The following is a 14,531-nucleotide window of genomic DNA, read 5'->3' as shown; positions in this document are numbered from 1 at the left end:
TCTTCATTCTCCTCTACTAAAAAATATCTTATGTTTTTCTAATTAACAGATTCTAGGAAGCTGCTGCCCTGAAGGCATATCAACAATTCGCTGCCCCCCTACTACTGTATCAATATAGACTTTGCTATTGCCGCTTTCAACCACTTTGCCTATTATAGAAGAATCAGTACCTAATGGATGCTTTTTCATTATCTCTAGAACCTCATCTGCATATTCTTCAGGCACAAATACACAAAGCTTTCCTTCATTAGCGATGTACAGAGGATCTAATCCTAAAAATTCGCATACTCCTAAAATTTCATTTTTTACAGGTATACTTTTTTCCCTCAGTCTAATTGAAACATTGCTCGCTTCTGCTATTTCATTTAAAACTGCTGCTACGCCTCCCCTTGTAGCATCTCTTAATACATGTATACTAGGACAAACTTCCAGCATTGATTCTATTAATCCATTTAATGATGCACAATCACTCTTAATATCTCCATCAAAACCGAGTCCATTTCTTTCACACATAATTGTTATTCCATGGTCACCAAGAGTTCCATTAACTATTACTACATCTCCAGGCATTGCATTACATGCCTTAATATTTACATTATCTCTAATAGTTCCAATGCCAGTGGTATTTATGAATATCCCATCTGCACTTCCCTTTTCAACTACTTTTGTATCACCAGCTACAATCTTAATTCCTGCCTTTTCCGCCTCTTCTGCCATTGCTTTTACAATTTCTTCGAGCTTGTCCTTTTCAAATCCTTCTTCTATGATAAAAGCACTGCTTAGAAATAAAGGTTTAGCTCCACTTACCGCTATATCATTAACAGTTCCACAAACTGCAAGTTTCCCTATGTTTCCTCCATTAAAGAAGATTGGATTTACAACGAATGAATCTGTAGTAAAGGCAATCTTATTACCTTCTAGGGTAAGCTGCGCTGCATCGTTCATTTCGCTAATTATAGAATTATTAAAATATTTAAGAAACAAATCACTAATTAAGCTATTAGTTTGTTTGCCACCACTTCCATGACTTAATAATATCTGATTATCACTCATCTACAAATTTACCTCCACGCTTGATTTATATTTTATTCATTGTATCTTATACACTGTGATATCTATAGAAAGCCGCACAAGTACCTTCTGAAGAAACCATACAAGAACCAATAGGGTTTTCTGGTGTACATGCTTTTTTAAATAAAGGACATTGAAGTGGCGTTATTTTTCCTTTAAGTATTTCTCCACATCTACATCCTGGGCTTCCATCATACTCTTCATACTCAATTTTAAAATGTTTTAAAGCATCAAATTCCTCAAAGTTCTTGTTAAATATATATCCACTGCCGGGTATTAGGCCAATCCCTCTCCATCTAGAATCAACCACATCAAACACTTGATCTAAATATTGCATTGCAACAGCATTTCCATCAGCTCTAACAATCCTCTTATATTCGTTTGTTATTTTATGCTCCTTTTTATGAATCATTGTAATCAAAGTATTTATTCCTTGCAGTATATCAGTCGGTTCAAACCCTGTAACTACAGCTGGAATTCCATGCTTTTCACTTAAAAATTCATAGGGCTTAGTGCCTATTATTGCGCTTACATGTCCAGGTAACAAAAATCCATCAAGTTTTAACTCTTTATCTTGAACAAGAGCTTCCATTGCTGGAGGCACTATTTTATGAGCCGTTAAAAATAATAAATTCCCCACATTTTTCTTCTTTGCTTCCATAGCAGTAAGTGCTGTCATTGGTGTTGTAGTCTCAAAACCTACAGATAAGAAAATAACTTTTTTACTAGGATTATTTTGTGCAATTGTTATGGAATCCATTGGTGAATAAACGATTCTTACATCTGCTCCTTCAGCTTTTTTCTTAAGCAAAGAACCTTTTTTACCTGGAACTCTCATCATATCTCCAAAAGTAGTTATTATTACATCTTTCCTAGAAGCTAATTCAATTGCTACATCCATGTAACTTTGAGGAGTAACACATACAGGACATCCAGGCCCAGATATTAGATTTATATTCTTTGGCAATATACTTCTAATGCCATATCTGAATATAGACATTGTATGGGTTCCACATACCTCCATTATATTTACATTTACATCAGTAAACTCTTGCAATTTCTTCACAAGACTCTTGGCTAATTCCTCATTTCTAAATTCCTCAACAAATTTCATCTTCTGCAAACTCCTTTAGTATCTCAAGAGTCTTCAAAGCCTCTTCTTCATCTACAATTTCAATAGCACAGCCAGCATGTACAAGAACATAATCTCCTAACTTAACTTCTGGTACGAGCTGAACATAAACTTCTCTTTTAACATTTCCAACCTCAATAGAAGCCTTTGTATCGTTTATTTCTATAACCTTTCCTGGAACTGCAAGACACATTTCTTTACCTCCTATTCTAAATCAATCTTTTTCATTTTTCTTTTTTCAATAAAATATATAATCCATATGGCTATTTCATAAATTACTAAAACAGGTAAAATAACAACAAAAAAAGTAAGCATATCCGTCGCTGGAATAAAGCTAAGTTCAATTGCTGCTAGTCCTAATATCATATATCTTCTGCTTTTCCTCAAAATCTTAGAATTTATAATTCCAACCAAACCTAAGATTAACAGAAGTAAAGGAATTATAAATATAACACCTATCACTAAGCAAAAAGCACCGATAAAACCTAAATACATGCTTCCTGATAAAATTGGATTCAAATAACTTTGACTATAATTCATTAAAAAATTTAATACATAAGGCAAAAGAATAATGTACCCAAATAATATTCCCGAAATGAAAAATACGCATAAAAAAAATATACTACAATATAGAAGCACTTTTTCCTTCTTCTTCAAACCTGGTATTATGAACGCTATAATTTCATAAAATATTATAGGGCTCATACAAACTATACCTACAAGTACGGCTAATTTAAATCGAGTTATAAAGCCTTCTGTCAGCGAAAAAAATACTAGTTCTAGATTCAAACCTCTTAAAGGCTTCATCATAAATTCAATTAAAAGTATAATTTTGCTATAGGCAATTGCTGAAGCAACTGTTATTGAAACTAATGAAATTATTATTCTTTTTCTCAATTCTTCTAAATGCTCAGTTACTGCTATTTCCTTTTCGTTCAAACTCACACTCTCCAGTTTAATTTACTAAATAAGTTTTGTTTTTATTACTTTTTTCAAGAATAAAAATCCACCATATACTAATTTCATACAATACCATCATAGGTAAAGCTACAATTATCATAGAAAATATATCTGGTGTTGGGGTAATTATTGCAGCTACTATAGAAATAAGTAAAATAGACATTTTCCTTTTTTCTGAAAGAAATTTATATGTAACTATTCCAAATTTCGCAAGTACTACAAATACCAGTGGTAATTCAAATACTGCACCTATGGCCACAAGAAATATAGTGACAAATGAAAAATAGCTGCCACCGCTTATTGTAGCACTCATAAATTCATTTCCACTGCTAAGTAAAAAATCAATGGCAGCAGGAAGAACTAAGGTATATGTAAATACTACTCCCCCAATAAAAGCTATAATTGCAAAAGGGATTATTAAGAAGTAAAGCATTCTCCTATTTTTCGCAGATATTTTAGCTGAAGCAAGAAATATAATTCTATATGTGACCAAAGGCAGAAATAATATTATTCCACCTACAATGGCTATTTTCATTTTTACCATAACACCTTCCATTGGTGTTAGAAAAAATAGTGGAAGATCATTTAATGGCTTAGTCAGAATATTTATTACATACCCTGAACTAAAATAAACCACTATCATTATAAGTATTAACAAAATAACCTGTCTTACTATCTCCGTTCTGTATTTATTAAGTACTTGTACAGCACCAACAATTTGTTCACTATTAATCATTTCAATACCTCAAAACACTATTTAACTGCTTTTTCTTCTTGGCTTATCTTCTCATCCACATCATCCTTAGTCAGTTCTCTTGAAGCTTTTTTAAATTCATTTAATGCTTTCCCAATAGATGCCCCAACAGAAGGCAACTTACCTGGACCAAATATAATCAAAGCAATAACTAAAATTAATATTAATTCTGGAAAACCTAAACTTGGCATATTATTCACTCCTTAATTTATGAATTTCTTTTATTTTCTACTTTTTCTTTAACCCAGTTGCATATTTCATTTACTCCCTCATCCTTTGTACAAGAAGTTTCAAATATTAGAGCATTTGCATTTAAAGATTTTATATCTTCATAAAACTCTTCTTTATTAAAGTTTGTAAATTCTATAAGATCAGTTTTATTTAAAATTACTACTCCACTTTTTTCAAACATTAATGGGTATTTTAAAGGCTTATCATTACCTTCTGTAGTACTTAATACAGATACCTTTATATCTTCTCCAATTTCAAACTCTGCTGGGCAAACTAAATTCCCAACATTTTCGATGACTAATAAGTCTATAGCTTCTAAATCTAATGAATTTAGTGCTCCCTTAATCATTTCTCCATCAAGATGACAAGCCCCGCCAGTATTTATTTGTACAACTGGAACTCCTTGAGCCTCAATTCTTTCTGCATCTTTTGTAGTGTATATATCACCTTCTATAACCGCAATATTAATTTCATCCTTTAATTTTGAGATCATCTTTTCTAAAATTGAAGTCTTTCCAGAACCTGGTGAGCTCATAAGATTGACTACAAAAATCCCCTTTTCATCTAGCATTTTTTTATTTTTTGCAGTTATCTCCTCATTTGTTTGAAGTATGTTTGTTACAACTTTAATTTCGCTCATTTCTTATTCTCCTTTTATCTTGTTAGTATAAAATTTATTTTCTTTTAAAAATATTATTAGGAAATTTTTAGATTTGAATTGAGGCACCCGATGCTTTAACATGGCTATTTGCTTAATTATTTGCCCTCTAAGTGTTGTAGTATATTTTTGTAATGATATTGCATTAACTCTAAAATCATTACAACTTATTGAATTTTCTTTTCTCTTAGTATTGATACTCATTATCAATTATTATATTGAGATTTACCTCTTATGTCAATCTTTTTATTGATTGATTTCATATAGTTAATTTTCCATCTAGTTCCACTTAAGCATATGAACTAGAGTGACAGTTTCAAAACTATCATGAGTAATTAATGAAATTATGGAAATTGATTAACTATTTAGTCTGCTGTAGATGCTTATTTGCTGATACACTTAAGCTCCTTAGGTACATTGAAAAGCTCACCATTACTTATCTCCAAGTGCTCGACACACCATCATAAAAAGCCTCGGCTATTAACGCCGAGACTTTTATATAAATGTTTTGACTCAATTACTGAGCATTATAATACCATGGATTATATAAAATTACATTCTTGCACTTAATTCATTAAGTACTCTTTTATGTTCTTTTTCATCCAAGTTATAGAAGAATATTGCAACAAGCTCAATGATTACAAATACTACTGGAATTGCAGTCATTGTAATTAAAATACCATGTAATGCTGTCGCAGTTTGAGCATGATTTGCAACATAACCGAATTTTGCTAAAATTAACCCTGGAACAATTCCTCCAATTGCCATACCGAATTTGAAGAAGAATCCAACTAACGCATAAATAACACCACTTGCACGTTTACCTGTCTTATATTGGCCATAATCGATAGTTTCAGGAATTAGCGCCCATGTGAATGCACCCGCAGTGATGGTACCCAATGCTGCGATTAATCGTCCTGTAAATACAAGTGGAACCATTGTTGCAGGAATAACAAATAAAGCTATTAATCCAATTGCCTTCAAAGATAAAGCAGTAAATAATAATTTTTTCTTACCCATCCATTTATACATTGATGGCATTAACGGCATAAGTATTAGTGCGGGTAGGGTTCCCATTAAACCATACCATTTTACTAAATCTGGTCTTGCAACATTATAAGTAACATAATAAATTCCAACAGAATTAACTATTGAGTTAACGCCAAAATTAAGAATGAAGAACATACATATGATAACTAGTGGACGATTTGACTTTAACTGAATAAAAATATCTTTAACATTGATTTTTGCATCTTCGGAGTGATCGATTTCAACACGCTCTTGAGTATTCAAGAAGCAAAATATTAGTAAAAGTGCACCTAAAACTCCCATTATTGACATAGTAATTTGCCATCCTGTGCTTGTTTTTCCAGTCATATTTGTAAATATTCCAGCTAAAAGCGGTACGCCAAAAGAAACAATTAATCCCCCGGTATTTGAAAATAGCATTCTAATTGAAGTTAGGCTTACAACTTCCTTGTTATCTTGAGTAATTGCTGAAGTAAGTGCTGCATAAGGAATGTTAACTACTGAATAGGTTATTGATAATAAGATATAAGTAACATAGGCATATACTAATTTCATAGGATCTGAGAATGCTGGAGTTGTGAAACAAAGAATCGCTACCCCCGCAAACGGAAAGGCACCATATAAAATGTATGGACGAAATCTTCCGTATTTTGTATTTGTTTTATCAATTGCTGTTCCAATAAGTGGATCCATTACAGCATCAAACATTCTCACAATTAGAAACATGAATCCAGCTGCTGCAGCTGAAATTCCAAAAACGTCTGTATAGAAGAATAGCAAGTAACTGCTTACTGTTTGATAAATAAAGTTACATGCTAAATCACCTGTAGCATATCCCACCTTTTCTTTAATGCCAATTTTTTCTGAGATCTTAGTTTTTGCTTGACTAATGTTCATTTAAAATTCCTCCTCGATTCTTAATTTACAATACTGATGCTCTGCTTCATATATCCGCGTAAGCGTTAATATTCTTGACATAGTTGTCCCCATTATAAATAGTGTTTATATAGTTGCTTGCGGAATTTCGCAAGCATTGGTCTTCTAATCTTTTCAAGTCAAGTGTTCATATTTTCATCCAATATATTTAAATATTGATAAAAACTTGAAGCACAAGGCAAATATTAATAAGTAATATCGTTTACTTATTAATATTTAATATATAATTTTTGATTTCTATTAGAATTCTTTATACATGAAGTAATCAAAATCAGCTGGTTTGCTGTTTCCACTAGCGTCGTTACAGTGCATACCTACAAATGCTCCTGTAAAGCATGCTCCTCCACCTACATAATCATCTGATAATTTTTTAGATTCAAAACTTATAGGTATTTCATTCCATTCTGATCCATCAAATGAATAAAAGAACTTATACTCCTCAACTCTTACTTCTACTTTTAAGTGCACATATTCAACATTTTCTGGCACAGGTATCATATTTTGAGCTAGCGGTTGTGAAAATTCAAAGTTATCACAAGAAATAATATCAATTACTCTTCCTTTTTCTTCATCCCAAGTTACATCAATTGTTGTCCAATTCTCTGTGTTGTAGTAGCATACAAGACCCGCTGATTGCTGAAAAGTATCTGGATCGAATGACACACTTGTTCCCGCATCAAAATTAAAAGATTGCCACCTTCTAGCTACTAAAGCCTGTGTAAATTTAGATATTAATGATTCTTTTCCGTATAATCTCAGGTTTCCTGGGTTTTCTGTTAAAGACATAATATCCTCAGTTAATGGGATACGTAGTGATTGAAAATTAATGTTCAATTTATCATTGTCAAAATGATCTAATTCCTTAAAACTAGGTTCCCATTTTACTTCTTTCATGTTAGGAGCATCAATTTCTATTGAACCTTCCTTCCCACCTACTACATATGGCCATCCATCAATCCACTCAAGTTTTTGGATAGCTGTTTCTCTTCCAAGTGGACAATATCCTCTTGGTGCTGTATGTGGAAGTGGTTTTCCAGTTTCTTTATCATATCCTCTCACTTCAGTGCCAGGAACTTCATCTGATGGAAGCGGCCTTCCTGTTAAATGAACTAAGTACCATTCATCAGTATGTGTGTGTACAATAGATGCATGACCACATTTTTGTAATTCATTTCTAGGCTTGTCCCACGCAGTAAGAATAGGATTATCTGGATGTATTTCGTAAGGTCCTTCTATATTTTTAGAACGTGCTAGTGTAGCAGCATGCTCATATTTTGTTCCACCTTCAGCTGTTAAAAGATAATAATAATCACCAATCTGATATAAGTGAGGTCCTTCTGTTAATTTAAGATCTGTACCCTTAAAAATCAGTTTAGATTCCCCAATTAATTTTTCTTCTTCTGGAGAATATTCTTGCATTACAATACCTGCAAATCTATGGTTATATACCCTATTATCAAACAGCATATTCAATAAATATTTTTTTCCATTGTTATCATGGAATAAAGAAGGATCAAAACCTGAACCATTTAACTTAACTGGCTCACTCCAATCTCCATCAATAGTTTCACAAGTAACTAAATAATTGTAGCAATCTTTCCAAATTCCTTTTGTAACTTTTACATCTGTATATATCAGCCAAAATTTATTGTCACTATAGCTCAAACAAGGAGCCCATATACCACCCGAATCAGCATTTCCTTTCATATCAAGTTGTGAAATTCTATTTAGAGGGCGAGCAACTAAATTCCAATTAATTAAATCTTTAGAATGATAAATTTGCACTCCAGGAAACCATTCAAAAGTGGATACTGCAATATAATAGTCCTCACCTACCCTACAAATACTCGGGTCTGGATTAAATCCTCTTAATATTGGATTTTTAATTTTCATCGTAAACTTCTCTCCTTTAACTGATTAAATATTTATTTATAATTTTTATCTAAATCATAAAAATTAATAAACTCCTGATATAATTGCATTTGTCATAAATATCCTTTAAGCGAACTTTGATTTTTAATTTTTCCCTATAAAATTTAGATATTTTTACTAAATTAGCCGTTTATCAATAATCGTTTACAAAGTACTTATTATTGTATAAATTACTCTAAATAAGCACCCTTCATTGCTGATACTGCTCCCCTTGTATAGCGTCCAAATATCCCTTTTCTTGGTTCTACTTTAGGAATACTCCAATTTGCTTTTCGTTCTTCTAATATTTTATCTATCTCTTCCAATTCATATAATTTTTCCTTGACTCCAACAATATTTAACTTTCGTTCCTTTATATCAAGCTCAATTAAATCTCCATCTTTTACTAACGCAATTGGCCCTCCTGTTGCTGCTTCAGGCGATATATGTCCAACACATGGTCCTCTTGTGGCTCCTGAAAACCGCCCATCTGTTAATAAAACTGTTGATCCATTTAATCTACTATCACATACTATAGCCTCTGTTGTCATAAGCATCTCTGGCATTCCAGATCCCCTTGGCCCCTCATAGCGTATAATTAAGACTTCTCCTGGATTAATCTTGTCTTCAATTACAGCATTATGACAATCTTCTTCACAATCGAATACTCTTGCAGCTCCAACATGATACATCATATTTTCTGATACTGCTGCATATTTGATCACTGCACCTTCTGGCGCTAAATTTCCTTTCAGAACTGCAATAGATCCCATTTCCTTTGTTGTTTCAACTGGTTTTATTAACTGCTCACGATTTAATCCATAATTATGAAGATATCCTTCTATTCTGTCAAAGAAACCATCATTTTTTATATCCTCAAGATTTTCTCTTAGGGTCTTACCTGTTACTGTTAGCACATCTAAATTCAAATAATCCTTTAACAACCACTGCACCATAGGAATACCTCCAGCAAACCAAAAGGCTTCAGTTGGATACTCTCCACTAGGATATATGTTTCCTATATGTGGGATTTTATGATTAATCTCATCAAATAGTTCTGGCTTTAATTCTATGTCAAGTTCATGAGCTATAGCTGGGAGGTGCAACATTGCATTAGTTGATCCACCTATAGCCGCATGGATAACAATTGCATTATAAAATGCTTCTGGAGTAAGTATATCCTTTGTAGTAATATTAGCTTTAACTAAATTCATGATTTGCTTTCCGGCTTTTCTAGCCATAGCTGTTATATCTCGCATTGTTGCAGGAGCAAGTGCACTTCCTGGTAACGCTAACCCCAACGCTTCAGCCATACACTGCATAGTGCTTGCAGTACCAAGAAATTGGCAAGCTCCCACAGACGGACATCCAGTCAACTTAAAATCACGAACTTCTTGAGCAGTTATGGCATCTTTTTTCTTTTCCCTTAATGAAATATCTCCAGCTTTAATAGATGTAGACATATATGGCGCTGGTCTCATACTCCCACCTGGAACAAATATAGCTGGCATATCCATACGTGCGGCTGCTTTAAGATGAGCTGGAATTGATTTATCGCATGAAGAAATCAATACCATTCCATCCCATGAAACAAATGATCCATGAATTTCTACCATATCTGCAATAACTTCCCTTGAAGCTAATACAAAATTCATTCCATTATGCCCTTGAGCGCATCCATCACAAACATCTGTAACATGAAATTCTCCTGGACGCCCTCCTTTTTCATACACACCAATACTTACTTGATGTGTTAATCCCATAAGATGAGAACTTCCTGGGTGACTATCACCAAATACATCATCAATAAGTATTTGAGGTTTTTTTATGTCTTCTTCATCCCAATCCATTCCCATTTGAAGGGAATCAAATTGTGACCACAACTTACGTTCAGAAGCACTTTTAGGTGTCATAAAATCGTCTAACATTATAAAACTCCTTTCAAATAGTTATTATTTCAAAATTAAAATCTATTCGTGATTATTTATTTAACCTTGCACAAGTTCTTTTATTTTTTCTTTACTCTCTTCATTAACTTTGATGCCATAATTTCTAAGGGATGTGTTTATATCTAATTTTAAAGATATCTTAACGGCTTCTTTAAGTCCTACTATAAATGGATTAGTTAAGTCATATAATTCAGTTAATTTATTTATTTTATCTTGAAGAATTAATAATTTTTCAAAATCTTTATCTAAAAAAGCTTTATATGTATCTATAAATAGCTTTGCATCTATATTTGTTAACCCACCTATAATACCGTCACCACCTGATAATAAGTTAGGTACTAAGTATTCATCAAATCCGGAAATTACACAGAACTCTTTGTGAACTTTCTTTATTTTTTGAACAAATTTTCTAACATTGCTTATAGAATCTGTTGTGTCCTTTATACCAACAATATTTTTAAATTCACTAGCTAACCTAAGTACTAATTCATACGATACGTTTATAGATGTTCTAGCTGGAAAATTATAAATTATAATAGGTAATTCCGTATTTTTAGCTACTGTTGAATAGTATTCATATATATAATTCTCATCTAGACCAAAGAAGTATGGAGTTATAATCAAAACACCATTAGCATTTACTTCTTTAGAACATTTATTTAATTCTATAACTTCTTCTATATTATTGCTTCCTGTACCGATTATTAATTTTGTTCTTCCATTCATAACTTCAGACACAAATTTAATATAATCTTTCTTTTCTTCTAAAGAAAAATTAAAAAATTCTCCAACAGATCCAAGCACAACAATTCCATCAACTCCATTATTGATTAATTTTTCAATTAATACCTTTGAATTTTCTTTATCAATACCTCCATTTTCATCAAAAATGGTAACTAATGGTGTATAAATTCCTTTAAACATAAAAATCCTCCTTTATTCATTCCATATTTGAAACAGCGTTCTATATTTGAATCATTTTTTTAAGATGATCTATAAAATCATCTTAAAAATTAAAACAGACTCTCTTTTACGTAACCTAATTTTTTAGAAATATCTAAAGCAGCCTTAGTTATATACTCCTCATACATACGAATTCGTTCATCATTAATTTTTATCTTTAATGTTGAAATAGATACAGCTGCTATTGCATGTCCAACTCTATTATATATAGGTACAGCTATACAAAATAACCCTTCTTCATTTTCCTCATTAGAAATAGAATATCCTCTTTCTCTAATCAAATCTAAATTTTTTATCAAACATTCTTTATCTATTATTGTATTTTTAGTTTTAGGAACAAATGTAACTTGATCAAAATATTTGTTTAACTGCACATTATTATATGTTGCTAAAATAGCCTTGCCTAAACTTGTTGAATACATTGATGTCCTAGATCCTAAATTACCAGTTGTTCTTAAAGTGCCTTTTGACTCTCGTTTATCCAAATATACAAGTTCATCATCGTTTACAACTGCTAGAAACACTGTTTCTCCTACCTGATCAGATAATTGTTCTAATGTAGTACTAGCTATCTTAGTTAATTCCATTTTATTTAAATATAAACTTCCGAGCTCAAAAGCTCCTACTCCTAATTCGTAGTTCTTTAATTTCATGTTACTTATTGACAAAAACTTTTCACTTACTAATGCATTAACTATATTAAATACACTTGTTTTAGGTATATCAAGATATTTGCTTATTTCAGCTATTGTTACAGGTTCCTCACTTTGTCCAACAAACTTTAGAATTTCTATTCCTCTTAAAATTGCTGTATTCAAGCAATCTCCTCCTTATTATTCCACATATGGAATGCCGTTTCAATATTTGTACCTATTATATATCTCACTTTTTATTTTGTCAATTATATAATTTGAATAAATATATAATTATTATTTTCGTTTTTAATCTTTGGTGATATAATCATATTTGAGTCATTCCTTATGTGATGTGTTTATGTTTTTAGCGAAATTATTATATCACAAAAGAATGTCTTATTTATTTTTTAAAAACTTTGTTTACCCACAACCTATAATAAATTAAATAAGCAATTGACTTTCATCCTGAAATTAATGGAATTTATCAGTATGTTATAAGATAAACATTCAAATAAAAAAAATTGTAGGTGCTTTTATGAAATTTAAACATGAATTAGTTAAACTAAATGTAGACATTAGCGTTATGTTTGCTAATATAACTGATGACACTAGAATTGTTCCCAAGCATTGGCATAGTCATCTGGAGATTATTTATATTTTAGATGGTTATCTTGAAGTAGCTATAAATAATTCTGAGTATCTAATAGGAAAAGACCAGTTAATAGTCATTAATCCAAGAGATATTCACTCAACAGCTAATAAAAACTTCAATACATCAATCTTGTTACAGATCCCCTATGAACTTTTGGAAGACAATATAGAGGATGTTCAAAATATTTACTTTGAATGCAACCCTTATACGAAAGATATACAAAAGATTTCTTATCAAAACGATATAAAAACATTATTAAAATCTTTTGCAGAAATTTATAAAACTAAATCCCTTGGTTATAAACTTAAAGTTAATAGTTTAATTTATGATTTATTATTTATTTTAGTAAATAACTTTAGCACATCTTTAACAAAATTACATATAAAAAAAACAGTTCGTTATTTAAATAGATTAGAATTAATAACAAAATATGTTAAAAAGCATTATACTGAGTGTATAAGCTTAGATGATATATCTGCCCAAGTCAGATTAAACCCAGAATATTTTTCAAGGTTTTTCAAAAAATATATGGGCACAACCTTTTTAAAGTATTTAAATAGTATTCGATTGGAGCACTTTTATACTGATTTAGTGAACACTGATTATAGTGTCACTGAACTTATTGAAAAAAATGGCTTTACTAATTATAAAATGTTTATGAAGTTATTTAAGGATACTTATGGATGTACACCAAGTGAAATGCGCAGGCGGTTATTGGGATTTAATATAAAAAACTAAAGTATTTCAACAAATAGATTAAAATTACCTTTAAATTAGTATCAGTTTTATCATGATAACTTTATGCTATAAAAAGGGAATTCATCATAAAGTTCGTTATACTTTTCAATATATTATATTTCTAATGGTTAAAGGCCAAAAGCTAGATATATCTGCTTTTAGCCTCTAACTTAATCATTAGTTCATAAATAATAATAAGACTCAAATTATATAAAGTTCACCTATCGAAAATACTACTCGTGCATTAATTAGATCCTTTTCTTTGAATGCTATTCTTCAAGTAGTTCTTCAATTTTTTCTCCTATTCTTTCTGGTTCATATGTTGGGGCAAATCTTTCAACAACGTTACCTTCTTTATCTATAAGAAATTTAGTAAAGTTCCATTTAATTTCATCACCATCTGTAGTAAATCCATGTCCTTTAAGTAGATTATAAAGACCTTCTGATGCTTCATCTTCTGCAGCCTTTGGTGCTTGTTTTCTTAAATATTTATATAGTTCGCTAGCGCTCTCTCCATTTACATCAATTTTTGAAAATGTCTTAAATGTAGTATTATACTTTAACTGACAGAAACTTACTATTTCTTCATCACTTCCTGGTGCCTGTTCAAAAAACTGATTGCATGGAAAATCTAATATTTCGAATCCTTTATCTTTGTATTTTTCATATATTTTTTGCAATCCTTCATATTGTGGTGTATAACCGCATCCAGTTGCAGTATTAACTATTAATAATACTTTTCCTTTGTAATTTTCCATTGACACTTCAGTACCGTTTACTTCTTTTGCCTTAAAATCATACATCATTTTCATTTCTCCTCTTATATTATAAATTTCTTGTACTTTGTATATTTACTTAATTTTTTAATTCATTCTATAGATTACAAGTTTAATTTTTTGTAGTTATTTATAC

The 14,531-nt window shown here is 31.1% G+C and carries 15 protein-coding genes; 1 reads left to right on the top strand and 14 read right to left on the bottom strand.

The genetic code is table 11. The features are described 5' to 3' along the window. Nucleotides 1–42 precede the first annotated feature (42 nt). The 13 genes from hypE to CLCHR_RS13930 form a co-directional block, all read right to left on the bottom strand. Complete coding sequence (hypE, locus tag CLCHR_RS13990; RefSeq protein ID WP_079440454.1) at nt 43–1,053, bottom strand: hydrogenase expression/formation protein HypE; 1,011 nt, start codon at nt 1,051–1,053, stop codon at nt 43–45. Between the two features lie 46 nt (nt 1,054–1,099). After that, complete coding sequence (hypD, locus tag CLCHR_RS13985; protein WP_079440453.1) at nt 1,100–2,185, bottom strand: hydrogenase formation protein HypD; 1,086 nt, start codon at nt 2,183–2,185, stop codon at nt 1,100–1,102. Next, nucleotides 2,172–2,396 (bottom strand): HypC/HybG/HupF family hydrogenase formation chaperone, encoded by a 225-nt coding sequence (locus CLCHR_RS13980; protein ID WP_079440452.1) that lies wholly within the window; start codon nt 2,394–2,396, stop codon nt 2,172–2,174. Before CLCHR_RS13980 ends, hypD begins: the two co-directional genes overlap by 14 nt. Before the next feature lie 11 nt (nt 2,397–2,407). Continuing rightward, on the bottom strand, nt 2,408–3,142 hold the full coding sequence (tatC, locus tag CLCHR_RS13975; protein WP_169896799.1) for a twin-arginine translocase subunit TatC: 735 nt from the start codon (nt 3,140–3,142) through the stop codon (nt 2,408–2,410). A gap of 16 nt (nt 3,143–3,158) precedes the next feature. Further along, complete coding sequence (gene tatC / locus CLCHR_RS13970; RefSeq protein ID WP_079440450.1) at nt 3,159–3,899, bottom strand: twin-arginine translocase subunit TatC; 741 nt, start codon at nt 3,897–3,899, stop codon at nt 3,159–3,161. 17 nt (nt 3,900–3,916) lie between these two features. Continuing rightward, nucleotides 3,917–4,108: a twin-arginine translocase TatA/TatE family subunit gene (gene tatA, locus CLCHR_RS13965; protein WP_079440449.1), complete on the bottom strand. Its 192-nt coding sequence runs from the start codon at nt 4,106–4,108 to the stop codon at nt 3,917–3,919. 17 nt (nt 4,109–4,125) lie between these two features. Beyond that, entirely contained in the window at nt 4,126–4,788 is a 663-nt protein-coding gene (hypB, locus tag CLCHR_RS13960; protein WP_079440448.1) for a hydrogenase nickel incorporation protein HypB, read from the bottom strand. A 3-nt stretch (nt 4,789–4,791) separates the two neighbouring features. Further along, the gene (locus tag CLCHR_RS13955) at nt 4,792–5,010 is read right to left on the bottom strand and encodes a hypothetical protein (protein WP_079440447.1); all 219 of its coding nucleotides are present in this window, start codon (nt 5,008–5,010) and stop codon (nt 4,792–4,794) included. 348 nt (nt 5,011–5,358) lie between these two features. Further along, nucleotides 5,359–6,732, bottom strand: coding sequence for a glycoside-pentoside-hexuronide (GPH):cation symporter (locus CLCHR_RS13950; protein ID WP_079440446.1), 1,374 nt, complete (start codon nt 6,730–6,732; stop codon nt 5,359–5,361). 279 nt (nt 6,733–7,011) lie between these two features. After that, the gene (locus CLCHR_RS13945; RefSeq protein WP_079440445.1) at nt 7,012–8,664 is read right to left on the bottom strand and encodes a glycoside hydrolase family 43 protein; all 1,653 of its coding nucleotides are present in this window, start codon (nt 8,662–8,664) and stop codon (nt 7,012–7,014) included. A gap of 209 nt (nt 8,665–8,873) precedes the next feature. Continuing rightward, the gene (ilvD, locus tag CLCHR_RS13940; protein WP_079440444.1) at nt 8,874–10,610 is read right to left on the bottom strand and encodes a dihydroxy-acid dehydratase; all 1,737 of its coding nucleotides are present in this window, start codon (nt 10,608–10,610) and stop codon (nt 8,874–8,876) included. Nucleotides 10,611–10,670: 60 nt separating this feature from the next. After that, the gene (locus CLCHR_RS13935) at nt 10,671–11,555 is read right to left on the bottom strand and encodes a dihydrodipicolinate synthase family protein (protein WP_079440443.1); all 885 of its coding nucleotides are present in this window, start codon (nt 11,553–11,555) and stop codon (nt 10,671–10,673) included. A gap of 89 nt (nt 11,556–11,644) precedes the next feature. After that, nucleotides 11,645–12,412 carry an IclR family transcriptional regulator gene (locus CLCHR_RS13930; RefSeq protein ID WP_079440442.1) on the bottom strand — a complete coding sequence of 256 codons (768 nt, stop codon included), beginning with the start codon at nt 12,410–12,412 and terminating at the stop codon, nt 11,645–11,647. Between the two features lie 352 nt (nt 12,413–12,764). On the opposite strand from CLCHR_RS13930, the gene CLCHR_RS13925 reads away from it, so the two are divergent. Further along, on the top strand, nt 12,765–13,619 hold the full coding sequence (locus CLCHR_RS13925; protein ID WP_079440441.1) for an AraC family transcriptional regulator: 855 nt from the start codon (nt 12,765–12,767) through the stop codon (nt 13,617–13,619). Nucleotides 13,620–13,888: 269 nt separating this feature from the next. On the opposite strand, the gene CLCHR_RS13920 is transcribed toward CLCHR_RS13925, so the two are convergent. Then, nucleotides 13,889–14,425, bottom strand: coding sequence for a glutathione peroxidase (locus CLCHR_RS13920; RefSeq protein ID WP_079440440.1), 537 nt, complete (start codon nt 14,423–14,425; stop codon nt 13,889–13,891). Nucleotides 14,426–14,531 lie beyond the last annotated feature (106 nt).

The organism is Clostridium chromiireducens (genome assembly GCF_002029255.1).
In the GTDB taxonomy this organism is placed as follows: Bacteria; Bacillota; Clostridia; order Clostridiales; family Clostridiaceae; genus Clostridium; species Clostridium chromiireducens.
Note: the sequence above shows the minus strand (reverse complement) of the source record. Positions and strands in the feature narration are given on the sequence as shown.